The organism is Sporolactobacillus laevolacticus DSM 442 (genome assembly GCF_000497245.1).
GTDB lineage: Bacteria > Bacillota > Bacilli > Bacillales > Sporolactobacillaceae > Sporolactobacillus > Sporolactobacillus laevolacticus.
Map to the genome: position 1 here is coordinate 22,823 of NZ_AWTC01000021.1, position 26,057 is coordinate 48,879.

Below are 26,057 nucleotides of genomic sequence, written 5' to 3' on the forward strand. Positions count from 1 at the left end.
GCATGTTTGCAGTTTCTTGATGTTCCTTGTAAGATAATAGTTAAATTAAATGCTATGAATCGAGTCTATTGGAGTGAGCCAAATGTCTAAAAAGAAAAAGTTCGCTTTTGCGGCTGCGTTGACCGGTGCGGCTGCAGCTGCACTGACAGCCGGCATGTATATCCGCCAGGAAGCGGCGAAACGCAAGCCATTTGAAATTGAAGAAATGACAATCACCGGAATGCAGAAAGCACTCAAACTTGGACAAGTGACTTCGAAAGACTTGGTCCAGATGTATCTAGATCGCATTGATCTGTTTGACAAAAAAGGTCCCCAGCTGAATGCGGTCATCGAAATCAATCCTGATGCATTGCATGAAGCAGAGGCATGTGACGTCAGGCGTACTGTGACGCCGGAAATCGGCCCATTATTCGGTATTCCTGTAATTGTTAAAGATAATATAAATACAGCTGGGAAAATGCATACGACCGCGGGCTCGGTCGCACTGGCAAATCATAGAGCGGTTGAAGACGCCTTCGTAATAAAACAGTTAAAGAAAGCAGGCGCGATTATTCTAGCGAAAGCGAATCTGACAGAATTCGCGAATTTTATTACCGAAGGCATGCCGAACGGCTACAGCTCTTTGGGAGGACAAGTCCTAAATCCTTACGGTGCATCATTTGATGTCGGCGGATCAAGCAGCGGGACAGCTGCTGCAATTGCCGCCAATCTTGGAGCGGTCGGCGTCGGAACCGAAACCTCAGGTTCAATCATCTGTCCTGCCGCATATAATTCACTTGTGGGCATCAAACCGACAATTGGCGTAGTTAGTAGACGTGGTATCGTTCCGATTTCCCACAGCCAAGACACGGCTGGCCCAATTGCGCGTACAGTTCAGGACGCAGTTTTACTGCTGAATGCAATAACCGGTATGGATGAAGACGATGAAGAGACCATCTGGAGCCAGGGGGATGTGGCAAAGGATTATACGGTCTATTTAAAACGTGGAGAATTAAAGAATGCGCGACTAGGCATTGACCGCCGTTATTTAGACTCTGTTAGTGACGAGAAAGCGGTGATTATTAATCGTGCGCTGGATCTGATGCGCGAGAAAGGTGCAATAATTGTTGATCCTGCAATCATTCCATCTACGGATTCGTTAGAAGGACGTGAATCATCGGTCATGATTCAAGAATTCAAATATGACCTAAATCAATACCTTGAAAAACTCCCTGAGGACGTCCCTGTCCATAATCTCTCTGAATTAATTGCTTATAATGAGGCTCATGCAGACAAGGCGTTAAAATATGGACAAACGTTGCTTGAAAAGGCCGAGAAATTAAGCGGTGATTTAGGCAGCCGCGATTATTTAGCCGATCGTGCGGAAGACTTACGATTATCACAAAAGGAAGGCATTGATGCAGTCATTAAGACACGCAAACTGGATGCACTTATTTTTGCGGATTATCAAGGTTCCGATATTGCGGCAAAGGCAGGATATCCTTCAATTACGGTACCTGCTGGCTATACAAGCGATGGCGAACCGATCGGCATTACCTTTGTTGGCATGGCGTTTAGTGAACCTCGATTGATTGAACTTGCTTATTCGTTTGAACAGACCACACAGCATCGCGTCAAGCCTTCGCTGTAATATATACGACTCAGAGTTTCATATAGCAAAGGAACATATCGGCTTAGCAAGGTGTCCATTTTAAAAAATGGGCACCTTTCTCATCTTATCGAATACACATAAATTAGGATAAGTGGGGAGGCCGAGCATATGTCCTATGAATACGAGTACCAAGCGCACCTAGACACGAATGAGCAAACACTTGAACGACTCCAAGCCGCGATCAATCGGGAACGACATGCGGTCAATTGTTACGAAGCGCTGATGAAGCAGGCAAAAACAGATAGGGAGCAAAGACAAATTGCTGATATACGTGATGATGAGATTCAACATGAACAGCAATTTTTAGCGCTATATCGAAATTTATCTGAAGATCCGATCCAAGATACTCCATTTAATTCTTGCCCGAGTACCTATCTCGAAAGCCTTCGTCACAGCATTGAGGATGAACAGCACTCTGTTGACTTCTATCTTAAATCAGGAGATGCAACTCTTGATTTGGATGTGAAACGTTGCTTTTATCGGATGGCAAAAGATGAACAAAAACACGCCATATGGTTTCTCTATTTTTACTCCTTGTACAAATAAATTCATGTAAAAAGGCATGCCTATGATCGTTCGCAGGCATGCCTTTTATGATTGTTTAATTGTTTTTTGAATCAGCAGTTCTTAACATAACGGATTGTTTTTTCACAAAGAGTGTTGCCGACAATGTGAAGACAATCAGTCCCAGCCAGATGAACGAGAAGGAAACAAGCTGGGTGAGATGAAACGGTTCTCTGTAGATTGCGATGCCGATAATCAGCTGCATCGTCGGTGTAATGTATTGAAAAAAACCGACCATTGTCAATGAAATGCGTTGTGCGCCCTCGGCAAAAAAGAGGAGCGGCACCGCTGTAACGACACCGGTGCCAACCAAAAGTAAAGTCGTCAGCCATGATTCAGTGCCGAATGATGCAACGCCCGCCTGCTGCAAATAGATCAGATAAATAAGTGCAGCGGGAACAACAAATAGGGTTTCAAACGTGAGTTCCATTGATGGCGCGATATGAATCAGTTTTTTCGCTAAACCATAAAAACCGAACGTTAAAGCTAGTGACAAAGCGATCCAAGGCACTTGTCCAAAATTTATCGTTTGAATCAGTACACCTGCGGCAGCAAGCAGAAAAGCGACCAACTGCCAAACGGTCAATTTCTCCTTAAGAAAAACAATCCCCAGAAGAATGCTCACAAGAGGATTGACGTAATACCCCATGCTCGATTCAATCACATGCCCATTGTTTACCGCCCATATGTAGACCAACCAATTAACACTAATCAGGACCGAAGCTATAAACACAAAGAACAGTAGTTTTGGCTGAACCAGTAAACTCTTTAATTGCTGAATGAAGCTACCCAGCGTTTTGGAAGCCATTAATAGCACGAACATAAAAATAAGGGACCAAAAAATGCGATGTGCCAAAATTTCTAACGCCGGCACTTGGTTAAATAAAATCCAATACAGTGGAAATAGGCCCCACATAAAATAAGCCGACAGAGCGTAAGTAGCGCCTATTTTCGTTTCTCGGTTGTTCATAGGGATGTTAAGCAGAAAGCCGAAGCCTTTGCTGAACCGTCACTTCCTTTCTTGTTGCGATATTTTGACAAATAACAGGCTGAAAAGAACCATTCATTCATTGTATCGGCTTTCTGCACGGCTGACTAGAGGAATGTTCAGGCTTATAGATAGCAAAATTGTGATACGGTTAACGTTTTTTTACTGTTGTTTATCTGTTTTTGTTGACTGTTCCGTTTGTTGGGAAGAAGCCTTCGCCTGCCAATCCGCCGTTTCGACATCATTTTTTGCAAAACCTTCACCAAAAACTTCATGAACATCATTCACAGTAACAAATGCATCGGGATCAAGCTCATGAATCAAACTTTTTAACCTGAATACTTCATTGCGACTGACAACGCAATAAAGCACATTCATTTTTCGCCTTGTGTATCCGCCTTGACCGTCAATAAGCGTCACACTCCGGTCGAGAAGCTTGATGATTTGCTCCGCCAAAACGTGGCTCTTCCTAGAGAAAATCATGATTGCCTTTGCGGAATAAGCACCTTTCTGAATGATGTCAATCATTTTCGCACCGACAAAGACACCGACAAGTGTATACATCATTTGGCGATAGTCCAAATAACAAATGGACAAGATGATCACCGCGGCATCGATAATAAGCATCGTCTTGCTCATTGCCCAACCATATTTTTTATGTGTTATTCGAGCAACGATATCCGAGCCGCCGGTCGTGCCTCCATAACGGAAAATGATCCCGAGTCCGCCGCCAATAAATGCGCCTGCGAAAAGCGCCGCAAGAAACAAGTCGTGCCTCAATGAGAAGTCAAAGGTGATCCAGTGCTGGAAAATGTATAGAAAGAAAGAGAGCGAGAATGTCCCAACCAAGGTATAGATAAATTCATTTCGCCGGAAGAATCGCCAGCCGGCAAAGAAAAGGGGAATATTGAGCACAATGTTACTGACCGCCGGATCAATTTTGAGCAGGTTATACAAAATCAGCGTTAAGCCCGTGACTCCGCCTTCCGCCAGTGTATTCTTCATATTAAAATTAACGAGTCCGAAAGCATAGATTGCTGCACCCAGCAAAATAAACAGCATGTTTTTTGTTTGTAAATTCAGTTTCATTCAGAACAACAACCTTTCCGATTCACTTCGCAATCTATATCATACGGTTAACTTGTGCAACCTTCAATAAGAGATCACACAATTCATGGATATTTCTCTTGCGAAACGTTTTCATGAGTTGAAAACAATGATATAATCCAACTGCATTCGGATCACATGTACTTTGGCATTATGCCTTTTTTCCGTTAAAATAGGGGAAGAGAGGTAGAGGTGATCAAGTTGGAGCAAAAGACAATCGATCAGTTTCAAAAAGAAGTAGACACTTATATCGGCCAATTTAAGGAAGGTTACTTTTCGCCGCTCGCATTGACCGCGCGTCTGACTGAAGAACTGGGAGAACTTGCCAGAGAAATCAACCATTATTATGGAGAGAAAAAGAAGAAGCCCACAGAACTGGAAAAAACCGTTGAAGAGGAACTGGGCGATCTTCTTTTTGTTGTGATTTGCATGGCGAATAGTTTACATATTAATCTGGGACAGGCCTTAGAGACTGTTCTAGATAAATTTCAAACCCGGGATAAAGACCGGTGGACGAAAAAGACCGATGAAGGGAAGGAAAACTTATGACAGAAAAAGAACAAATTCGTGTGGTCGTTTCAGGACCTAGAGGAAGAATGGGTTCAGAGACGATCCGTATGATCGCTCAATCACCTGATCTTGATCTTGTAGCGGCAATTGATCATGGACATGATGGTGCACGCATTGAAGATCTACTTGGCATTACTGGCCTGAGCGGTCAAGTTTATACGGAAATTGATGCCTGCTTCTCGCAAGAAGACGTGGATGTGCTGATTGATTTTACCAATCCGGAGGCAGGAAAAAGAAACCTGCAAAAAGCGATCGATTATGGTGTACGGCCGGTGATTGGCACCTCAGGTTTTTCAAACGAGGAAGTGGAAAGTTACAAACAGCAGATGGACGAGAAAAAGCTTGGTGGTATTATCGCACCAAATTTTGCGATCGGCGCCGTACTGGTTATGAAATTCAGCCAAATGGCCGCCAAATACTTTCCAGATGCGGAAATCATCGAGTTGCATCACGATAAGAAGAAAGATGCGCCGTCGGGTACAGCAATTAAAACGGCTGAACTGATGGCAAAATCTCGTCAGCCAAAAAAGCAAGGTGCTGAGGATGAAAAGGAGACGCTCGTCGGAGCACGCGGCGCCGACTTCGACGGGATGAGGATACACAGTGTACGGCTCCCTGGATTGATTGCTCATCAGGAAGTGCTGTTTGGCGGCAAGGGTGAATTATTGACGCTGCGTCACGATTCAATGGATCGCGCTTCATTTATGACAGGCGTTCATTACGCTGCAAAGACTGTTATGGATCTTGATACTCTTGTTTATGGTTTGGAGAATATACTTGACTAAACAGCTGATTGACGAATAAGAGTCTGTTCGAAAAGAGACGGAAGTGTTTCGACGCTTATCATTTGTTTGCTTTTCGAACACCCTCTAAATAAGGGGTGACTAGGATTATGAAGATCGCTTTGATTGCTCATGATAAGAAGAAGCCTGAAATGGTAGAATTCGCACTCGCTTATAAGTCTGTATTAAAAAATCATGAATTGTATGCGACCGGGACGACCGGCTTGAAAGTCAAGGAGGCAACCGGTTTGCCAGTGCATCGATTCCAATCTGGACCGCTTGGCGGCGATCAGCAAATCGGCGCGATGATTGCATCGAATGATATGGATATGGTGGTTTTTCTTAGGGATCCGCTTACGGCGCAGCCGCATGAACCTGATGTCAATGCACTTCTAAGGCTGAGTGACGTTTATCGGATCCCACTTGCAACGAATCTCGCATCAGCGGAACTTCTAATGCATGCGTTGAAACGCGGTGAAATGCATTGGCGTGAACTAATTCACTCGCGGAAAGATGACGCTTAATTTGTTCGCCTACGAATGAGCCGCTATGAAGTTAATGAAAAAATGGGGTGTCCCCTGTGAATTTTCCTTTTAAGCAAGCAGCATGTATTCTTGATCAATTGATCAGCCATGGCTTTGAAGCTTATGTTGTTGGCGGTGCAGTACGCGATTATTTGCTTGACCGTCCAATTCATGATATTGATGTCGCAACGTCGGCACATCCTGCTGACGTTGTCTCTTTATTTAAAAGAACCATACCCGTTGGCGTCCAGCACGGCACAGTTGCTGTTTTGTTCGGTGGAAAGCCCTTTGAAGTTACGACTTTTCGATCGGAGACAGGATACGATGATTTCCGCCATCCGAACAAGGTTGATTTTGTATTGACTCTTGATCAGGATTTGATGCGCCGCGATTTCACAATCAATGCACTTGCCATGGATCGAACCGGCAAGATTATCGACTTATTCGAAGGAAGGGCGGATATCGCCCACCGGCAAATTCGGACAGTCGGTCGCGCAGAGGAACGTATTTCAGAAGATCCTTTACGCATCATGCGTGGCATACGTTTCACATCCGAACTTTGTTTTACACTCGGCAATCAAGAACGTGCTGCATTTCTTGAAAAATCTGCGCTTCTGAAAAACATATCGGTTGAGCGCGTCAATCAAGAAATGGTTCGATTGCTTGCTGGTAGAGGAGTACAAGAGGCAATTGGGATTCTTTTTGAGACAAAATGTATCCATGCATTGCCGCTTCTTGAGAACGCTGAGCTTCATTCCGGGCTATCTGGGGTTCGATTCTCCATCCTTCAATCAGTTGAGGAGCGCTGGGCAGCCTTTCTGATCGGGTTGGGCATTAAGAATACGCACGAATTCGCCAAAGCTTGGAAGTGGTCAAGAGAAACTGAAAGAAAAGTTACCCGGCTGATCGAACTGCAGAACGTCCGCAGATTAGCAGATTGGACGCCTGAATCCGTTTATTTTGCAGGTGAGGATGATGCTAAGGCGGCGGATCGTCTGCTTGCCGCAAGTGGAGTTGTGAATGAGGCATATCTTTCTCTATTAGAACAACAAGTGATCGAACTATGGCGCTCCTGTCCAATTCATTCGCGTTCGGAACTCGCGGCAACCGGGAACCATTTTTTACACTGGTCAGGATTAAAACCTGGGCCATGGCTGGCCAAAGTCATCAGCCAGCTTGAAAAAGATATCGTGAATGGAAACGTTGAAAATGATTTGGAGGTGATTGAGTCATGGTTCAAAAGATGGCAAATCACTCAAAAAAAGCAATCTTAACGCTACTCTACGAACACAAAGACCAATTTCTGTCCGGACAAAAAATTTCGGAGCTGATCGGCTGCTCGCGAACAGCGGTTTGGAAACACATTAAAACACTGACTGAAGAAGGCTTTAAAATCGAGTCCGTCCAGAAAAAAGGCTATAAACTAATGGACGCGCCTGACGGATTAAACGAAGTCTCAGTCTCTGCAGGACTACAAACAAAGACATTGGGACGAAAGATCTGTTTTTATGAATCAATGGGTTCGACGCAGAAAGAAGCATTGCGTTTGGCGGACGAGGGTGCTGCTGACGGTACCGTTGTACTGACGAATGAGCAGACGAACGGACGTGGACGACTCGGACACACGTGGCAATCATATCGTGGTACAAATATTGCCATGAGCCTGATTTTAAGGCCAGATCTACCTATTGAGAAAACGCCTCAACTCACATTGCTAACAGCGGTTGCAGCAGCTGATACGATTGAAAACGAAACAGGTCTTTCATGTGGCATCAAGTGGCCGAACGACATTCTATTTGATGGGAAGAAACTCGTCGGTATTTTGACAGAACTTCAGGCGGAAGCCACCTATGTAAAAGCTGTTATTATTGGTATCGGATTTAATGTGAATACAGAATCTTCCGCTTTTCCTGAACCGATTAAAAGTGTCGCAGCATCTCTGCGTTCCATTACCGGGAAACAGTATGAACTCGCATCTTTTGTTCAATCTTTTTTGGCTAAGTTTGAATTCCTTTATGAATTGTATCTTCATAACGGTTTTAAAAGCATCCGTCCGTTGTGGGAACAACGTGCACTGAACCTTGGTAAGCAAATCAAAGTTAGGCAGCCGGGCGGAAGGATTCTGGAGGGCTTTGCTCGCGGTATCAATGACGATGGGGTATTGCTGTTGGAAAAGGCGGATGGCACCCCGGTTCGTGTGTATTCTGCAGACATCGAATGGGAATAAACGAAATAATTTAAGTCGTTGACTGACGAAAAAAGGGTCGTCTTTTGCTATAATGAATTTGCCGAATGGGTAGGGCTAGGATCTATCGGCTGCATTTCTTTGGAAAGCGGTACGTTGGCCCGGCTATTTACGCAAATCAGATAAAAGTCTGCTATGATCCGGATTCCGGACATGGACGGAGGAGCGGGCTACACCAAATTTGGGTGAGATGCTCAAATTTGCAGTTCCGTACCCAAACCTCCTCAGGACAAGAGGAGGAACAAGTGATGAAAGTGGCAGTAGCGAAGCGCATGCTTTGCATCTCGTCTCCCGCTGAAATGACGCAATATGTGCGGGAACAGAAGAAACTAGGAAAAACAATAGGATTTATTCCAACAATGGGGTATCTCCATGAAGGCCATGCATCGCTCTTTGCAAAAGCGGCTGAGTCGTCGGATTGCGTGATCGCCAGCTGTTTTGTGAACCCAACGCAGTTTGGTGAGCGAGATGATTACGTTAATTATCCAAAGGACCAGGCGCATGATATTCAACTCGCAGAGAAATCAGGAATTCATGCATTGTTTCTTCCCTCTGCAGAAACCATCTATCCGAATGGTGAGCAGATCACGGTGAAGGTCAATGCGAAGACCAATGTGCTTTGTGGTAAGAGCCGTCCGGGACATTTTGACGGAGTGGCTACAGTTCTTACAAAACTTTTTACCATCATCCAGCCTGACCATGTTTATTTTGGCATGAAGGATGCGCAGCAAGTAGCAATTGTAGGCAGCCTGATCACTTCGTTTCATTTTCCGATTAAGCTGATCGCCTGCCCGATTGTACGTGAAGAAGACGGCCTTGCGAAAAGCTCGCGCAATGTCCGGCTCTCGTCTCAGGAACGAGCGGAAGCTCCGGAATTATTTAAAGGCCTTCAGAGCGGATTAACAAAACTAAAAACAGGTGAACGTGATTTCGCTCAAGTCATTGAAACAGTTGAAACGTACTACAAAACACATCTGAAGCTTGGTATTGTGGATTATGTAGATGTTCTGAATTATCCGGATCTGAAAAGAAACGCCCCGGTGATTAGTGGCCGGGTGATTATTGCCTGTGCAGTACGATTCGATCAAGCCCGCTTAATCGACAACGTGACAATGGATTGTGAGGTGTCGGCCAAATGATGCGTCCCTTTCTGAGATGTAAAATACATCGGGCAACTGTTACAGATGCTAACTTAAATTATGTGGGAAGCATAACCATCGATGCATCAATTTTGCAAGCTATTGATCTTCTGCCTTATGAAAAAGTGCAGGTTGTAAATAATAATAACGGTGCCCGTTTGGAAACGTATGTCATTCCAGGCAAACAGGGCTCAGGTGTTATTTGCTTGAATGGTGCCGCTGCTCGGCTCGCACAAAAGGGCGACATACTGATCATTATGGCTTATGCGTTAATGAATGAAACTGAGTGCAAGAATGTGACACCCGCTGTTGCTGTTCTTGATCAAAATAATCGGATTGAAAAGCTCCTAAGCGGCGAACAACCGATGCAGATCCTCTAAAGAGGGTATTCAAAAGTTCGGCATAATTTATCCTTGCATTTCTCTGATGAAATAGATACGATTAATTTGCCTTAAAAACAACTGAAAAACCCAAATTTGCCGGGTTTTTCAGGAGATGCATGAAGATTGTCGGGTCAGGAGCATTTTTCCCTCTACGGGTAATTATAGTTTGGGCGGGATGACCAACAGTCATTCTCGCCAGAATTTGCTAGCGGAAGCAGCAAGAAGTACATGCTGTTTCCGCACTATACATATACTGATTCAGGTGATTTTTTGAGAAGAATAAAGGCGTGGTTGATCACGGCTGCAATAGCCGTATTCATATTGTTTTGCTTTGGCTCTTGGAAGCTTTATTTTAGCAATATGCATTTTCAGGATCATTCGGCTGTTTCTGCGATCAATAAAGCGAAGAAGTGGTACCATTTCGATCATGTTAAGTCAGTCACTGCTTATCATGGAACTGATGCGTATCAAGTGATTCAAGCGAAACAAAAAGGTAAAATGATGTATTTTTGGGTTCCTGATCATCCAAAAAAAGCTCCTTATATTGAGCGTCAAGCAAGCAAGGGAATCACAAAAAAACAGGCAATCCAGCGTTTATTTGGTGAGCGACTGGATATCAAAAGCATTATTTCTGTGCGCCTTGGTGCAATTCATGGCCATCCGGTATGGGAAATCACCTTTATGAATTCGAAAAACAATTATAATTATGTATCCCTTTATTTTGATAATGGCAAAGAAGCGCAGCGCATCTTAAACCTGTAATTCATGAAAGGAATATGATCGAAGCTTTATTAGGAGGAACAAATGATGCAGCTTGCAAAGAGAGTAGAAACAATTACCCCATCTAGTACGTTAGCCATTACGGCGAAGGCAGGGGAACTGAAGGCCCAAGGATTTGACGTAATTGGGCTTGGCGCGGGTCAACCGGATTTTAATACACCAGACTTTATTATCGATGCCGCTATGGAGGCTGTTAAAGCCGGACACACAAAATATACGCCGACCGCCGGACTTCCTGAACTGAAAGAGGCAATCATCAATAAATTGAAGCGTGATCAAGGATTTGATTACGATAAATCTCAGATTATCGTTGGCAACGGAGCAAAACATGTGCTCTACTTGTTATTTCAGGCTTTACTTAATCCTGGAGAAGAAGTGATTATTCCGGCGCCATATTGGGTCAGCTATCCGGAACAAGTGAAGCTGGCGGGTGGTGTACCGGTTTCAATAATCACCACACAAGAAAAGCACTTTAAAATCACCGTTGAAGATCTCGAAAAGATTGCGACATCAAAGACAAAGGCACTAATTTTGAATTCGCCGAGCAATCCGACTGGTATGATCTATTCGAAAGAAGAGCTTGAGCCTATCGCTGAATTTTGCCTCGCGCACGATATTCTAATTATTTCGGACGAGATCTATGAGAAACTCGTTTATAATGGCAATCAATTTTATTCCATCGCGCAAATTTCTGATGCGGTGAAAGCGAAGACAGTCGTGATTAATGGTGTATCCAAATCTCATTCGATGACTGGTTGGCGTATCGGCTATGCGGCTGCTGATGCTTCGCTCATCAAAGCAATGACTAACGTCGCAAGCCACAGCACATCTAATCCAGCTTCCGTTTCTCAATACGCGGCCATTGCAGCGTATAATGGACCTCAGGAAAGCATTGAATCAATGCGCCAGGCGTTTGAAGAACGTTTGAATACTGTTTATGCTCGTCTGACAGAACTTCCCGGTGTGTCCTGTGTGAAACCGCAGGGAGCGTTTTACCTGTTTCCGAATATCCAGAAAACAAGTGATGCTTGCGGCTTTGCTCAAGTGACTGATTGGGTTGCTGCTCTACTTGAGGAAGAAAAAGTGGCGGTTGTACCCGGCGCAGGATTCGGTATGTCTGAATACATTCGCCTATCCTATGCGACTTCATTAGAAAATCTTGAAAATGCTTTAGACAGAATTGAACACTTTATAAAAAAACATATTCAGTAATCTTGATTGATTAGTTAATCGGGGGGTCACGAGAAGAAATGAAAGCAACTATATCTGAAGTAAAAAATTATGTCGGTGCGGAAGTTACGATCGGTGCCTGGCTCGCAAACAAACGTTCAAGCGGAAAAATCCAATTTCTCGAATTGCGTGACGGTACAGGTTATATCCAAGGAGTTGTACTCAAAAATGAGGTCAGCGAAGAGAGCTGGGAAAAAGCGAAAGAACTGACTCAGGAAAGCTCACTTTATGTAACGGGGACGGTTCGGGAAGATAAACGCGCACCGAGCGGTTTTGAACTGACTGTAACCTCCCTGGAAGTTATCCAAATTGCGCAAGATTATCCGATCACACCTAAAGATCATGGTGTTGAATTCTTGATGGATCATCGTCATCTATGGCTGCGTTCAAGCAGGCAGCATGCGATTCTGCGCATTCGTGATGAAATAATCAAGGCAACTTATGACTTTTTCCATGACAACGGCTTTACAAAGGTTGATCCGCCGATCTTGACCGGCAGCTCCGCTGAAGGCACGACAGACTTGTTTCACACGAAATATTTTGATCGGGATGCGTATCTGTCACAAAGTGGTCAGTTATACATGGAAGCTGCAGCAATGGCTCTAGGAAAGGTATATTCTTTCGGACCTGCTTTTCGTGCTGAAAAATCGAAAACAAGACGTCACTTGATTGAATTCTGGATGATTGAACCTGAAATGGCATTCTGTGATCATGAAGAAAGTTTGAACGTTCAGGAAAACTATGTGGCTTATCTTGTCGAGGAAGTCCTGAAGAATTGCCAGACAGAGCTCAAGACAATTGGCCGTGACACGAGCAAGCTGGAGAAAATTAAAGCACCATTTCCGCGCATGACTTATGATGATGCGATTGAATTTCTTAAAAGCGAAGGTTTTGATGACATCGAATGGGGCGACGATTTTGGATCCCCACATGAAACAGCGATCGCAGAACATTTTGATGTGCCGGTCTTTGTAACGGAATATCCGACCAAAGTGAAAGCATTCTATATGAAGCCGGTACCTGGACGTGATGAAGTTGTGCTATGTGCAGATCTTCTTGCCCCTGAAGGCTACGGTGAAATCATCGGAGGAAGCCAGCGTATCGATGATTTGGAATTGATGAAGGAACGTTACGAACAGTTCCATCTGACGGATCCGTCTTATAAATGGTATCTTGAACTTCGCCAATATGGTTCCGTTCCGCATTCAGGGTTCGGGCTTGGACTTGAACGTGCAGTAGCCTGGATCTGCGGTCTTGATCATATTCGAGAAACAATTCCATTCCCAAGATTGCTGAACCGTATTTATCCATGATGTATTGATATGAGTATAGATAAGTTTTCTCAAGGTCCGGGAGCATACTTCCCGGACCTTTACTCGTATATTTTCGTATGATGGTGCACGTACGCGATTCATCCGAATTAAGAGATCCATGCTATAATGGACGATGAGGTGTCAATTATGGATATGAGATTCATGCTTAATTTAATCGCAAACGGCAGTGTCAACGTGCCGTCCCTGCTTCTCGAACACTATCCGGAGATTGGTTTAAATGAACAAGAATGTATGATGCTGATTCAGGTGCACTCGTTCTTGAGTAAGGGTGATGATTTTCCCACATTTGACAATCTGGCTGATCGGATGACCTTGGATGAAACGGCATGTGCCGATCTATTGCGGCGCTTGATTCAGCGCGGTTATCTTTCGATTGTTCAAAAAAGTGATAACGATTTTTATTCAGAATCCTACTCTTTGCAGCCTTTATGGGAAAAATTATTGCGTACATCCTACGGAAAAACTGTGGAGACAACATCAAAAAACAATGAAAATACACTCTATACTTTATTTGAAACCGAATTTGGCCGTCCTCTATCTCCAATTGAATGCGAGACACTCGCTATGTGGATGGATCAGGATAGACATTCACCGATGTTAATTAAAGGTGCTCTTCGTGAAGCAGTCGTTTCCGGTAAACTGAATTTCCGCTATATTGATCGTATTCTGTTCGAATGGAAGAAGAACGGAATTCGAACGCTGGATCAGGCAAAGACCCATGGAGAAAAAATCAGGAATCATCAGCAACGATCGACTGGAGGATCCCGCGCGCAACAAAGTGCACCGGAGATGCCTTCTTACAATTGGCTGGACAAACGGTAAAGGAGGGAACGACTCTGAACCAGACACAATTTGACTTTATCATGGAGAAAATCACTGAGATGTTTCCAAATGCGCATTGCGAATTAGTGCACAGCAATCCGTTCGAGCTTGCAATCGCTGTGATGCTGTCCGCGCAATGCACAGATGCACTTGTCAATCGTGTGACTCCAGCGCTTTTTCAGAAATATCATGTGCCTGAAGATTACTTAGCGGTGTCTATTGAGGAACTTCAACACGACATTCGCTCTATAGGTTTGTATCGAAATAAAGCGAAACACATTCGGCAGATGTGCCAGATGCTTATCGACAACTATGGCGGTGTTCTTCCGGATAATCGCGATGAATTGATCAAGCTTCCGGGTATCGGTCGTAAGACGGCGAACGTGATTGTTTCCGTTGCATTCGGAGAACCTGCGCTTGCTGTTGATACACATGTTGAACGAGTGACGAAGCGACTGGGCATTTGTCGGTGGAAGGACAGTGTCCTAGAAGTAGAAAAGACATTGACAAAGAGGTTGCCTCGGGAAAAATGGTCGGAGACACATCATCGACTGATTTTTTTCGGACGCTATCATTGCAAGGCTCAGAATCCAAATTGTCCGGAATGTCCGCTGCTCGATGTATGCAGAGAAGGGAAGAAACGGATGAATAGAGGAGACGTTCGTATTGGAACAGCCTTACCTAAAGCTTGAGATACCTTCTTGTTTTCATGTCGCTCCTTTTTACGTGGATAATCAAGTTCTTGAACTGAGTTCTATTCCTGATCATATCGCATTCCACACTCCTTTTTTCTATGATCTACTTTATCTTGAAAAACCGGATTATCAAATCATTTGGCCATGGATACAAGAAGACAACTTTTTCCATACGTTTTGGACAAGCCATAAAGATCAAATTCGTGATCTCTTTCATAAACGGAATCAGGAACAAGCAAGGGGACCGATGATTCAGTCGGTCGCTGCATTTATTGATCAGATGTATTGGTCGTCGGGCAAACCGGTTTCGACGTTGAATTATAAAAAACAAATTCAGGATATGAAGGAAATGAGATATGCACCTCTGAATTGTGATGAACGATTGAGCTATGTCCTGAATCAACCGGATCGCTATCTTTCTTTTATCCAGCTCGATGAACTTGAGCAGGAACTGACAAAGAAATTAGCAGTTCGCCGGAGGTTGCAAGTAAAAGATACAAATGAATAAGCTAATTATCGAATTTTGTAAGATTAGACCATAGAAAAAAGTGGCCAGCGACGTTTCTGTCGCTGACCACTTTTTTCTATCTTTTTTATGGATTTGAGCTTCCGTTACCATTTCCATTTCCATTGCCCTGACCACCATTACCGTTCCCATTACCGTTCCCATTACCGTTGTTCCCTTGATCTCCGTTCACAGGTGGAGCGGCAGGTGAAGATGGAGGTGCAACAGATGATGATGAAGCAGGTGGAACCGAACCTGAGCTACTATCCGGCGGCAAGCTTGAACTACTGCTATCCGGCGGCATCGAACTGCTGCTGTCTGAGCTGCTACTTGAAGAATCGCTGCTGCTTGCGTCAGTAGGCTTGTTTTCTTGAAAATGATTGGTGATCGTCGAATTCCGTACGCCGAGTTCTCCATTACTGAGATCGATCACTGAGTTCGGCCTTGTGAAGTCCTGTGCACCTGGTAAGAATCGAGCCATAATATTTTTAAATATTGCTTTTGCATAATTTTGTTCATTTGGACCCAAATAGGAACCATAGTTCTTATTGCCAATTTTACTTTTATCAGCATTATATCCGGTCCATACAGCAGTAGTTAGTCGCGTATTGTAACCAACAAACCAAGCATCTAAAGCTCCGTGGTCCTGTCCATATTTTGGAATCTTGAACATCTGTGCATAATCTGGAGGTATGTTCTGTGTACCGGTTTTACCTGCAAGATTTGCCCCTGGTATATTCGCACCAACTCCGGTTCCTTTCGTCATGACATCCTTCAGCATATCCGAAATCATGTAGGCGGTATAATCATGCATGGCGACACGGCGTGTATGGTCGAGCTGGATGACTTCTCCGTCCGGTTTGACAATTTTCCGAACAGCATATGGTTGGTTATAGATCCCGTTGTTTCCGAATGCTGCATAGGCTCCTGACATTTGAAGAGGATTGGATTGAAAACTTCCTATTGAATACGATTCATTGAAACTTTTTTGTACTTGGTTAATCCCCAATTTACCTGCAAATGTCTGAATGCTTTTCGGGTTGCCAAGTGCATGATCGACTTCTTGCATAGTTCTTAGCGCAGGAATATTACGCGATAGGTAAAGAGCCTTTCGCATCGTCATTTTCCCAAGATATTTGCCGTCCCAGTCCCCAATTTCCGGACCGCCGTTACTATATTTTGCGCCTTTTGTATCGTCTACTTGATAATCCGTCGGCCATTTCAAGTAGTCAATCGCCGGACCGTAATCCATGATCGGCTTAGCAGTAGAGCCAACCTGCCCCTTAGATGTGTAGGCATAATTTAGATCCAAATATTTATAATTTCTTCCGCCGCCGAGTGCACGGATCGCACCGGTTTGTGTGTCGATAACTGAAACAGCTGCCTGGAAGTTACTTTGGACATTCGGATAATTGCTCTTATTGTTCAATACATTTTGTGTTTGGGTCTGGATATCAGGATCCAATGTAGTATAGATCTTGAGTCCTCCGGAAGTAAATTCCTGTTCGGTGATTACCTTTTTGTCCTTAACCAGTTCATTCCGAACATAGTCCAAAAAAGCGCCATATTTCCGATTACTGATCGGTATATTACGGTGCCCCATGGTCATTTCTTTCATAGAGACGGCTTTTGCTTTCGCAGCCTCATCCGCAGAAATTGCCTTATTCTGAACCATCAGGTCAAGTACGAGATCACGGCGTGCCTTGGCCTGTACCGGATGGCGAATCGGATCGTAATATCCAGGATTTCTGGTCATTGCCGCCAGCATGGCCGCTTGTTCTAGAGTTACATTTTTAATGTTTTTTCCAAAATAACGCTCAGAAGCCGCTGCGACGCCATATGTTGGACCACCGCCTAAGTAAATCTGATTTAAGTACATTTCCAGAATCTGTTTCTTCGTGTATTTTTTCTCAAGCTGGATTGCAAGGTACATTTCTTGAATCTTACGCGTAAACGTTTTGTTCTGCGTCAACATCGCATTACGAACAACCTGCTGGGTAATGGTGCTGGCACCTTCGGATTTATAACCTTTTGTAAATTGAGCAACTCCCGCACCCATAATTCGAATCGGGTCAATACCGATATGCTTATAAAATCGAACATCCTCTGTCGAAATATAAGCATCCTGAACATCCATGGGAATATCATTGATGCTTGTATACATTCGGTGTAGACCAGAATCTACTGAGGTTACTTTTTTTCCATTTTGGTCATAAATTACTGATGAGACTTGATTGTGCAGGGCATTTTCATTCAATGCAGGTGCATTTTTGATCACCGCAAACACGAAAATAGTTCCTGCCAGAATTAAAAATAATAGAACGAGAAAGAAGATGAAAACTATCCGTTTAAACCAGTGCTTTTTTTTGCCACTCGATACTTTCTTTTTCTTTGGTGCGTTATTATTCGTATTTTTTTGTTTTTCCTGTTCGGCTGCGCGCCGTCTTTCCATTCGTGTATGGTATTCAACCATGACTGATCCTACCTTTCCAAAAAAAGCCTATCCCATGGTTTACGTTTTATAGTATTCGATTGTTCCCATGGATTATGACCAGCTAAAAGTATACCTTATTTACAACGCGAAGGTAATCAATGCGAGGCAGATAATTTTGGGGAATCAGATGTCCATGGTCCATGAAAAGCTGTTTGGGCATTGATTTTCTGCCACCTTTCATCGATGCAACCCAATAATTCGCGAGGTAATCTGAGTCGAGCAAAAAGATTTCAGCGGTTTGCGTGAATTTAACGATAATAAATCCAATACCACCATGGCGTTTGATGCGTTTCATATGCTCGACTTGATGGGCATGGAAATTCTTTAGGGGAATATAGTGGGCATGGGTTGTTTCCTTCGCCTCAAAATCTATGTATCTTCCTCTATATATACCATTGTAATCCGTAGTCGATGCTTTACGAAAATAAGCTTCAGTGATCTTTGCCGCACTCCGCTTTGGGTAATCTACATGGACAATCTGGATCGGGGTGGGCTTCTTATAAATAACCGCTTGATCCGTCTCAATATAATAGCGGTTACTCACATTCAGATCTTCTTCCAGGGTCATGCCGCGATGTCCATAGACCACTCCGGAATCCGATGCTTTTCCCACGGACGTAAAGGAGTTTTTAAAAGGTTGACCGTTCGGGTAATAGACCGTCATTTAGTAGGAGTGCTCCTTTCATGGTAGTAAGAAACTGCCGGATTACGTACACAGAGTAGATTCATACAACAGTATACCAAAGTCAGCATTAAAGAGGTTAATTTTCTTTCTTTTCTAGTTGAGCCTTACAATCATCGCATGCGATATTTCACTAGTTTTGAGGGAACGCTACGAGTTTTGTCGACCATGAAGGGTTTGTCCTAAATGTATGGAAATCCTATAAAAAAGGCGAGAGAAGGGAATAACTATGGACACTGTGAAGTGCAATGGTATGTCCGCGAAAGAACTGGATTTCAAAGTAGATTATTTAACCATGCAGTTGGAGCAAATTGAAAATAAGCTGGTTCGAAAAAATGAAGAGTTGATTGACAGTCATCTTTCGGTTTGTCGCACAAAACTCGCAAAGACCGGACGAAATCTTCAGCAAGTCAATCACTTGATGATAAAAGCCGCCAGAGGTACAGATATCTTCTATTCACGGCAATTGGAAGCAGTCATGTTTCGTGAAAATCATGTTCCATCATCGGTTGAGAAGCAGTCATGGCATCATCATCCATCCGGTGCGCTTGGTTAATCCAGCAACCATCTACGTTCTGTTTTCATACTCCAATCGTTGAGCATGTTCGGTTTGCTATTTGATAGAACGTGTTAAACTGGAAAAAACAGAGCTATTGGAGTGAATGGATGTGTCTGAAGAAGCAGAAGTGAAGCTGAAAGAACTCACGCTTCAAATAAGTCGGTTGAACAAAAAAGCATTTCGTCAATTTTCCGAGCGAACACAACTGACTGACTATCAAACCGATTTCTATGGTGAGGTAAAACCTTTTGCCGATAAAATGCAGTTACTTATAGATGCTTGGCGTCCTTTAGCAGAAGAATGGGTAAGAAGCAACCGGCCTAAATACGTTTTCCCCATTCAGATTAAAGATACGTATGACAACCTATCGATCGTATGTGTGACCGCATTCCAGAAAGATACGAGAAGAAGACGTTTTCTTGAAACGATAAAATCTATCGATTACGTACTCGATCATATTTTGTTACAAGCAGGACGTGATGGCGAACAAGGTTAACTCGCCATTCGAATGAAAGAGAAGAGAACAAATAAAAAATAGGGAATGCCTAAGAAAAGAATTGCTCGATACATGATTTTTGTGATCCACTCAAAACATTCCTCAGCAGAGAGGTGTTCCACTTTATGTGCAATCTGCTGGACCTTTTCATCGAGGCGAGTTTGTTTTTTTGAGAATGTGGTTGTGTTTGTTTTTTCCATGCCATGTCCCTCCTGATTCGTTGCTTTCTATCAGACTATATGACCTGTCCTGTAGAAATATACCAACAGATCATTCTAGTTCTACTTTTTATTGATCATGGAGGCGCTTGCTCAAGTCGGGTACGGTTAGACCTTCAAACTCTTTAAACCCTTGGTCCAAAGCAATCATTTTGCCGGAGACAACAGGATAGACCGCGGTGAAACCGCCATTAAGAATAAAGTGCTGAGCGTCATGGAAGCTCTTTAGAAACAAAATATAATCACCGTCAGCGAGCGGCCCGGTATAGACATTGTTCAGAGGATCTTGCGGAGGAGGAAGAGGATCAACACCCGTAGTTACAAGTAACGGGTTGACCGGTGATCGCCCTTTCAATGTCTGGCGGATGTGAAGATGTTGCGCAGCGTTTATCAATTTGGCTCCTGAAGCAAGCCGGCGGCCGGTATCCCATTTCGTAACGTGTTCATCAAGGTGAGCGTAGACAATAAGATCGGAAATCTGGATCATCTGTTTGCTGAATGCCGGCGGCTCAGATTTGATGATTTGATTCAAATCAGAAGGTTGCGCACTAGTAATTCTTATTGAGAAAAATAGGCAGATCAGGATCAGAAGCAATGGCAGGTACTTTCGCATAACACTAGACATAGACAAAATCTCCATCTTTTTTTATTAGATTGATACAGTGAATCGAAATCTATACATCTGCGAGACGTGCAGGAGTTGATGAGGACATTAGCCTTGCTCAAATGAATATGATGTAGTATGTTTATCTTGTCAAATGAATAATGAATTGTTCGTCCACTAGGGGTGCTTCTGCTGAGAGGGACTTGTCCCGACCCTTGGACCTGATCTGGGTAATACCAGCGTAGGAAAGTGGTTATTGTGACTAGGTTCACCGCTTTCTTGTGTCATCATGAAAGCGGTTTTTTATTTTTTCATGTCACCGCCTTTATCAGGTTTCACAGGACAGATAGTTCAAAAAAATGACGAGGGGGAATTGAAATGAGTGAAGGTAAAAAAAGTTTGAAGCTTAATTTGACCGACATTCTGGTAACGATTGTTATCGCACTTGTATTTGGATTAGTATTTCGTCTGATGGGGCCGGTCTATGATCTTTTGCAGCCGCTGGGTCTTCATTTAGACGCATTATTGTATGGGATCTGGTTTATTGCGGCACCTTTTGCGGCTCTGCTGATTCGCAAACCAGGCGTTGCATTTATAGCAGAAACAGCAGCAGCACTTGCTGAAATGCTGTTTGCAGGAAGCGGCGGAGTTGTCAATTTATACTACGGGCTTGTCCAAGGCTTACTCTCAGAAGCAATTTTTGCTGCATGGCGTTATAAGAAATTTTCGCTAGGTATTGCTTCATTGTCCGCATTTGCTGCTTTGGTTGGTTCGGTGATAATTGATGCATATTACAGTTATTTACCGATGCTCGCCGGATGGAATCTAACCTTGTATCTCGTATTCCGAGTTCTGGGTGCCATTCTTCTTTCAGGACTGCTTCCGTTTGTTCTCGTTAAAGGATTGGAAAAAACGGGTGTAACGCAGTCGATCCGTCCAGTCTCCAAGGAAGATTACGATGTCCTCAAATAATAAGGAGGAGTGGGGGGTAACGAATCTTCGCCTCGCTTTTCCTAAAAAGAAGACTATGCATTTTAAAGATCTGTCTTTTCATTATGTGAAAGGAGAAAAGATCTTGCTCCTTGGCCCATCCGGATGCGGTAAATCAACGCTCCTGCAAGTGTTGTCCGGTCTTATTCCAAAAAGTGTCGAATTGCCGATGCGAACGGAAAGCCAAGATATTCCTGAAAGCTGGGGATTTATTTTTCAGGATCCGGAAACGCAATTTTGCATGCCTTATGCAGATGAAGAAATCGCATTTGTTCTCGAAAACAGGAGAACAAAATGTGAGGATATGCCATCGCTCATTCAGCACTATTTAGATATGGTGGGATTGAAGCTGGAGAAGAATCACCAGCTGATCCGGACACTATCCGGTGGAATGAAACAACGCCTAGCAGTTGCCAGTATCCTCGCGTTGGAACCGGAAGTGCTGTTTTTAGATGAGCCAACCGCGCTGCTTGACCCGAAAGGAACCGAGCAGCTCTGGCAAACCGTGCAGCGAATCGGAAAAGATCGAACTTTACTCATTGTCGAGCATAAGATCGATCATGTGCTCGATTTTATCGACCGTGTCATTCTGTTTAATCAAAATGGCGAAATCTTTGCCGATGGGCCCAAGGCAGAAACACTTAGACGCTATCAAGATAAATTGGATGAATTCGGTATTTGGCATCCAGGTATTTGGGACGATTATGAAAAAAATCATCCAGGGAATCAGATCACTGCCAATTCAAAAGAGCCAGTGCTGGAACTTGATCATTTTATGGTCATGCGACAAAAAAAGGTGAAATTCACTGCCGACAAGCTCTGTATTCATCGCGGCGAATGGGTAACTGTGATCGGTGAGAACGGCGCGGGAAAAAGCACGATGATTGAAGGAATAATGAACCTTCTTCGTACAAGGGGCAAAATCAGATGGGTGTTTGATCATCCTGAGGATCATGTTCAATTTGTGTTTCAGAATCCTGAATACCAGTTCGTTACTGATCAAGTAGACGCTGAACTTGGTTTCAGCTTAAAGGTGAACAACCTGACTGAAGAAGAGATCTATAAACGGGTGAATGAACAGCTTCTTCGCTACGCTCTTGAAGAACAAAAGCACCAGCACCCATTTCAGCTCTCTGTCGGACAAAAAAGACGGCTCAGTGTTGCCTCGGCACTTATTACGTACCCGGATGTATTGATTCTTGATGAACCAACCTATGGGCAAGATGCAAGAAATACGTTCGCTCTGCTCGATCTTTTTCAGCAGTTAAGGGAAGAAGGCACAACGATTATTATGGTCACACACGAAATGGAAATCGTCCGCCATTACGCGACCCGTGTGTTGAAAATTAAAGATGGCCGTATCGTTGATGACTCCGTGAATAACAGTGGGGAGGAGAAGAAGAGTGGACAACGTGTGGACCAGCACGAACAAATTATTTTTTAAAATCAATCCAAGTCTGAAGTTCGTCATCATCTCGTCATTATTTATTGTCTATCTGTTTGTCCATAATCTGAACACGATGATCTGGGCGTCCCTTCTCTTCCTTATTCTTTACTATTTGGTGAGCGGACTAACGGGGAAATGGTCCTTCTGGTTTGTTTTTCTAACATTGATTGTGTCTTTGTTCAGTGCATCAGCGATGATTATGTTCGGCAAAGGTGATCACATTATTTATCAAAAGTATCTTATTTTAATTACTCAGGAGAGCTTAGCAAGAGGTATTCTGCTTGGCCTTCGAACCTTTACTTTCAGCCTGGTTGGCATGATCTTTGCGACAACAACGCTTCCTGTACCCTTCTTTTATTCGCTGATGCAGCAGTTAAAGGTTCCAGTCCGCTACGCATATGGTTGCATGGCCGCATTTCGGATGATTCCGATCATGGCGGAAGAATTGATGCATATCCGCCAGGCGATGATTGTCCGCGGCATGGCACGGCAAAAAGGCGCAAAAGCGCTTTATGAGCGAATGAACCGGTACATGTTGACCATGCTGGCGCAATCCATCAGACGCGCGCAGCGTACAGCAATCGCCATGGAAGCGAAACGCTTTTCAATGACTGAGGAACGCACGTATTATTATGAAATCGGCTGGAGTCGTTACGATCTTTTCTTTGTCGTCATTATCCTGTTAACCGTCACACTTGGTTTTGTCTGCTCCGCTTATTTCCCACTGACACCGTTCACCAATGTACTGGATCATTGACCTTCGCGTGTCCGGAGTGTACGTTAGAGGAAACAGAATGGAGGAGAACAGATGGGGAAAACCGCACTAGTAACAGGGGCAACGAGTGGGATCGGCTACGCGTTAACACAACTGCTTGCTGCAGATGGCTATGACTTGATTCTTGTTTCGCGAAATGAAGAAAAAATGCGAAGCATAAAGGATGCTCTGCCCGAAAGATCTGTGGCCATTATTCAAAAGGATTTAAGCAAACAAGGCGCTGCTAAAGAAGTTTTTGACGAAGTAAAACAGGATGGACGATCTGTCAATGTACTGATTAATAATGCAGGTTTCGGGTTGGTTGGTGCCTTTGATTCGCTGGATACCGATCTTCAAAATGAAATGATTCAGTTAAATGTTACCGCGCTTACGAATCTAACTTCCTATTTTCTTCCTGAACTAAAGCAGCATGCGGGGAAAATTCTTAATGTTGCAAGCACAGCTGCATATCAGCCCGGTCCATTTATGGCGGTCTATTTTGCGACGAAAGCTTATGTGCTTTCTTTTTCCGAAGCACTAGCTGAGGAGTTATCGGGAAGCGGGGTATCCGTCACCGTACTTTGCCCAGGACCAACCCACACAAACTTTGGTGCTGTTGCTCATGCGGAGGATATCAAAATGTTCAGCAAAACGATGGATGTAAACCGTGTCGCCCAAATTGGTTACCAGGCAATGATAAAAGGGAGAAGAGTTGCGATTCCCGGAAATATCAACCACGCAGGTGTGATCGCAGCTAAGGTGCTGCCAAGGTCTTGGGGAGCTAAAGCCGTCCGTTTTGTAACCGGTGAAAAGAAAAAGTGAACGAGACAAAGAAAACCCGGAATGATTGATAAAATTCAATCGTTCCGGGTTTTTTAATCTTCAAATTCAAATTAGTTCTTTTTTTCACTAGCACGACGGATTTCCAGATCGCGAAGTGTAGAGCGCATGATCTTGCCGGATACCGTTTTTGGAAGCTCCGACACGAATTCGATCGCGCGTGGATACTTATAAGGTGCCGTCTGCTTCTTCACAAACTTTTGAAGTTCTGGAACTCGGGAAGCATCTGGAGCATAGCCTTCTTTCAATACGACAAATGCTTTAACAATATTACCACGGATCGCATCAGGACTAGCGACGACTGCACAGTCCTTAACGGATTCATGTTTCAGAAGTGCGTCCTCAACCTCAGTTGGTCCGATCGTATAGCCCGAGCTGATAATAACATCATCGCGCCTGCCCTGGAACCAGAAATAATTATCTTTATCTCTCGACGCACGGTCCCCCGTCAGGAAATAATCGCCGATTACTACCTCTTTATAGCGATCCGGCTGCTGGTAATAGGTTTTGAAGAGAGCGGGGAAGTCCCGACGTACGGCAATGTTGCCAACGACACCCTCTGGAACGGGATGACCGTCCTCATCGATAATTGTAATAAATTCATCAAGAATTGGCTGCCCCATTGAGCCAATCCGGATATCTCTGCCGACAAGTGTACCGATCAGCAGTGTACTTTCGGTTTGGCCATAACCATCTTTGAGCTGAATGTCAAAAGTGTCTTTAAAAATATCAATGACGCCTCGATTCAGCGCTTCGCCAGCTGAGCAGGCAGTATGCAGATGGGAGAGGTCATACTTGCCCAAGTGATCCACTTTTGACATGAGTCGATACTCTGTTGGTGTACAGCAAAGCACGTTCACTTTGTAGTCTTGAAGCAGTTGAAGCTGTTTTTCAGGATGGAAGCGACCGCAATAAACCAAACCCGTTACACCTTTTCCAAGAACAGAAAGGAAGGGGCTCCAAATCCATTTTTGCCAGCCGGGACCTGCTGTTGCCCAAACTGTATCGCCTTCCTTAATATTGAGCCAGCGCTTAGGCGCAATCCTAAGATGCGCGTACGCCCATGCATGAGTATGGACAACACCCTTTGGCGTGCCTGAAGTTCCTGAAGTATAGGTCAGAAAAGCCATATCATCTTTATTAGTGTCAACCGTAGTAAAAGAATCAGAGGATTCACTCATGAGTTGATCCATGGACATCCAGCCATTTGTTTCACCCGCGACGGAAATTTTGTATTGAAGAGAAGGCATGTCTTCCTGTATCGCGTCAACCTGTTCCGTGTAGTCTTTAAAGGTAATAATCGCTTTTGCTTCACCTTGATTGATCCGGAAGCTGATATCGCCTGAACGCAGCATCTCAGAACCTGGAATGACGGCAACGCCTGCTCTCAGAGCGCCCATATAGATGACATAGGCATCAATGATCCTCGGGACGATCGTCATAATTTTATCGCCTTTTTTGATGCCAAGTTTGTTCAAGACGTTCGCGAAACGTTTCCCTTTTTGAATCAGTTCATGATATGTGACGGTTTTCTTTTCGCCATCTTCGCTTTCCCAAAGCAATGCGATCCGGTCAGAATCAAACCGATCAATTTCACTTGTTAAATTATATTTCTGTGGTGCAACGAGGTCCATAAGTTCCATAAGCTGCCACT

At 43.9% G+C, this 26,057-nt stretch carries 28 protein-coding genes and 1 riboswitch; of the genes, 21 read left to right on the top strand and 7 right to left on the bottom strand.

The window, feature by feature from the left end; translation table 11 throughout:
* Positions 1-82 precede the first annotated feature (82 nt).
* Together P343_RS34650 and P343_RS34655 are read left to right on the top strand one after the other, a co-directional pair.
* The gene (locus tag P343_RS34650; protein ID WP_023511510.1) at positions 83-1,630 is read left to right on the top strand and encodes an amidase family protein; all 1,548 of its coding nucleotides are present in this window, start codon (positions 83-85) and stop codon (positions 1,628-1,630) included.
* 129 nt (positions 1,631-1,759) lie between these two features.
* Entirely contained in the window at positions 1,760-2,197 is a 438-nt protein-coding gene (locus tag P343_RS34655) for a hypothetical protein (protein WP_023511511.1), read from the top strand.
* Between the two features lie 55 nt (positions 2,198-2,252).
* On the opposite strand, the gene rarD is transcribed toward P343_RS34655, so the two are convergent.
* Together rarD and P343_RS34665 are read right to left on the bottom strand one after the other, a co-directional pair.
* On the bottom strand, positions 2,253-3,185 hold the full coding sequence (rarD, locus tag P343_RS34660) for an EamA family transporter RarD (RefSeq protein WP_031264217.1): 933 nt from the start codon (positions 3,183-3,185) through the stop codon (positions 2,253-2,255).
* Between the two features lie 180 nt (positions 3,186-3,365).
* Positions 3,366-4,292, bottom strand: a complete 927-nt coding sequence (locus tag P343_RS34665; protein ID WP_023511513.1) for a YitT family protein — start codon at positions 4,290-4,292, stop codon at positions 3,366-3,368.
* A gap of 213 nt (positions 4,293-4,505) precedes the next feature.
* Between P343_RS34665 and P343_RS0119255 the strand changes: the two genes are divergently transcribed.
* The 13 genes from P343_RS0119255 to P343_RS34725 all read left to right on the top strand — a co-directional run bounded on the left by P343_RS0119255 (position 4,506) and on the right by P343_RS34725 (position 15,322).
* A complete protein-coding gene (locus P343_RS0119255) occupies positions 4,506-4,859 on the top strand; it encodes a nucleotide pyrophosphohydrolase (protein ID WP_031264219.1) in 354 nt (117 codons plus the stop codon).
* Positions 4,856-5,665, top strand: coding sequence for a 4-hydroxy-tetrahydrodipicolinate reductase (gene dapB / locus P343_RS34670; protein ID WP_023511514.1), 810 nt, complete (start codon positions 4,856-4,858; stop codon positions 5,663-5,665). Before P343_RS0119255 ends, dapB begins: the two co-directional genes overlap by 4 nt.
* Positions 5,666-5,772: 107 nt before the next feature.
* Positions 5,773-6,186, top strand: coding sequence for a methylglyoxal synthase (locus P343_RS34675; protein WP_023511515.1), 414 nt, complete (start codon positions 5,773-5,775; stop codon positions 6,184-6,186).
* Positions 6,187-6,242: 56 nt separating this feature from the next.
* Positions 6,243-7,460 carry a CCA tRNA nucleotidyltransferase gene (locus tag P343_RS34680; protein WP_023511516.1) on the top strand — a complete coding sequence of 406 codons (1,218 nt, stop codon included), beginning with the start codon at positions 6,243-6,245 and terminating at the stop codon, positions 7,458-7,460.
* Entirely contained in the window at positions 7,418-8,413 is a 996-nt protein-coding gene (locus P343_RS34685; protein ID WP_023511517.1) for a biotin--[acetyl-CoA-carboxylase] ligase, read from the top strand. The genes P343_RS34680 and P343_RS34685 overlap by 43 nt, the downstream gene beginning before the upstream one ends.
* A gap of 266 nt (positions 8,414-8,679) precedes the next feature.
* Positions 8,680-9,570, top strand: a complete 891-nt coding sequence (panC, locus tag P343_RS34690) for a pantoate--beta-alanine ligase (protein WP_023511518.1) — start codon at positions 8,680-8,682, stop codon at positions 9,568-9,570.
* A complete protein-coding gene (panD, locus tag P343_RS34695; protein WP_023511519.1) occupies positions 9,567-9,950 on the top strand; it encodes an aspartate 1-decarboxylase in 384 nt (127 codons plus the stop codon). The genes panC and panD overlap by 4 nt, the downstream gene beginning before the upstream one ends.
* A 273-nt stretch (positions 9,951-10,223) precedes the next feature.
* Entirely contained in the window at positions 10,224-10,715 is a 492-nt protein-coding gene (locus P343_RS37275) for a cell wall elongation regulator TseB-like domain-containing protein (protein ID WP_168371040.1), read from the top strand.
* Between the two features lie 45 nt (positions 10,716-10,760).
* Complete coding sequence (locus P343_RS34705) at positions 10,761-11,945, top strand: pyridoxal phosphate-dependent aminotransferase (protein ID WP_023511521.1); 1,185 nt, start codon at positions 10,761-10,763, stop codon at positions 11,943-11,945.
* A 38-nt stretch (positions 11,946-11,983) separates the two neighbouring features.
* A complete protein-coding gene (asnS, locus tag P343_RS34710) occupies positions 11,984-13,276 on the top strand; it encodes an asparagine--tRNA ligase (RefSeq protein ID WP_023511522.1) in 1,293 nt (430 codons plus the stop codon).
* A gap of 147 nt (positions 13,277-13,423) precedes the next feature.
* A complete protein-coding gene (locus P343_RS34715) occupies positions 13,424-14,119 on the top strand; it encodes a DnaD domain-containing protein (RefSeq protein ID WP_023511523.1) in 696 nt (231 codons plus the stop codon).
* Positions 14,120-14,133: 14 nt separating this feature from the next.
* Complete coding sequence (gene nth / locus P343_RS34720; RefSeq protein WP_269077923.1) at positions 14,134-14,811, top strand: endonuclease III; 678 nt, start codon at positions 14,134-14,136, stop codon at positions 14,809-14,811.
* Complete coding sequence (locus P343_RS34725) at positions 14,786-15,322, top strand: YpoC family protein (protein ID WP_023511525.1); 537 nt, start codon at positions 14,786-14,788, stop codon at positions 15,320-15,322. Before nth ends, P343_RS34725 begins: the two co-directional genes overlap by 26 nt.
* Before the next feature lie 85 nt (positions 15,323-15,407).
* Here P343_RS34725 and P343_RS34730 read toward each other — a convergent pair whose 3' ends face one another.
* Both P343_RS34730 and recU read right to left on the bottom strand, forming a co-directional pair.
* Positions 15,408-17,792, bottom strand: a complete 2,385-nt coding sequence (locus P343_RS34730; protein WP_023511526.1) for a transglycosylase domain-containing protein — start codon at positions 17,790-17,792, stop codon at positions 15,408-15,410.
* Positions 17,793-17,874: 82 nt separating this feature from the next.
* Complete coding sequence (gene recU / locus P343_RS34735; RefSeq protein WP_023511527.1) at positions 17,875-18,477, bottom strand: Holliday junction resolvase RecU; 603 nt, start codon at positions 18,475-18,477, stop codon at positions 17,875-17,877.
* A 247-nt stretch (positions 18,478-18,724) separates the two neighbouring features.
* On the opposite strand from recU, the gene P343_RS34740 reads away from it, so the two are divergent.
* Positions 18,725-19,051 carry a hypothetical protein gene (locus tag P343_RS34740; protein ID WP_023511528.1) on the top strand — a complete coding sequence of 109 codons (327 nt, stop codon included), beginning with the start codon at positions 18,725-18,727 and terminating at the stop codon, positions 19,049-19,051.
* 112 nt (positions 19,052-19,163) lie between these two features.
* Positions 19,164-19,550, top strand: coding sequence for a YppE family protein (locus P343_RS34745; protein ID WP_023511529.1), 387 nt, complete (start codon positions 19,164-19,166; stop codon positions 19,548-19,550).
* Here P343_RS34745 and P343_RS34750 read toward each other — a convergent pair.
* Together P343_RS34750 and P343_RS36505 are read right to left on the bottom strand one after the other, a co-directional pair.
* Entirely contained in the window at positions 19,547-19,750 is a 204-nt protein-coding gene (locus P343_RS34750; protein ID WP_023511530.1) for a hypothetical protein, read from the bottom strand. The two genes, P343_RS34745 and P343_RS34750, sit on opposite strands and share 4 nt — an antisense overlap.
* Before the next feature lie 88 nt (positions 19,751-19,838).
* Positions 19,839-20,393, bottom strand: a complete 555-nt coding sequence (locus P343_RS36505; protein WP_023511531.1) for a hypothetical protein — start codon at positions 20,391-20,393, stop codon at positions 19,839-19,841.
* Positions 20,394-20,541: 148 nt separating this feature from the next.
* A riboswitch (TPP riboswitch) is annotated at positions 20,542-20,637 on the top strand.
* 113 nt (positions 20,638-20,750) lie between these two features.
* Between P343_RS36505 and P343_RS34755 the strand changes: the two genes are divergently transcribed.
* Genes P343_RS34755 through P343_RS34770 form a run of 4 tightly spaced genes read left to right on the top strand, consistent with a single transcriptional unit; the run spans position 20,751 to position 24,385 of the window.
* Entirely contained in the window at positions 20,751-21,344 is a 594-nt protein-coding gene (locus P343_RS34755; RefSeq protein WP_023511532.1) for an ECF transporter S component, read from the top strand.
* On the top strand, positions 21,331-22,806 hold the full coding sequence (locus P343_RS34760; protein WP_023511533.1) for an ABC transporter ATP-binding protein: 1,476 nt from the start codon (positions 21,331-21,333) through the stop codon (positions 22,804-22,806). The genes P343_RS34755 and P343_RS34760 overlap by 14 nt, the downstream gene beginning before the upstream one ends.
* A complete protein-coding gene (locus P343_RS34765; RefSeq protein ID WP_023511534.1) occupies positions 22,766-23,566 on the top strand; it encodes an energy-coupling factor transporter transmembrane component T family protein in 801 nt (266 codons plus the stop codon). The genes P343_RS34760 and P343_RS34765 overlap by 41 nt, the downstream gene beginning before the upstream one ends.
* A gap of 51 nt (positions 23,567-23,617) precedes the next feature.
* The gene (locus P343_RS34770; protein WP_023511535.1) at positions 23,618-24,385 is read left to right on the top strand and encodes an SDR family NAD(P)-dependent oxidoreductase; all 768 of its coding nucleotides are present in this window, start codon (positions 23,618-23,620) and stop codon (positions 24,383-24,385) included.
* A gap of 71 nt (positions 24,386-24,456) precedes the next feature.
* Here P343_RS34770 and mbcS read toward each other — a convergent pair whose 3' ends face one another.
* A complete protein-coding gene (mbcS, locus tag P343_RS34775) occupies positions 24,457-26,046 on the bottom strand; it encodes an acyl-CoA synthetase MbcS (protein ID WP_023511536.1) in 1,590 nt (529 codons plus the stop codon).
* Between the last annotated feature and the right edge of the window lie 11 nt (positions 26,047-26,057).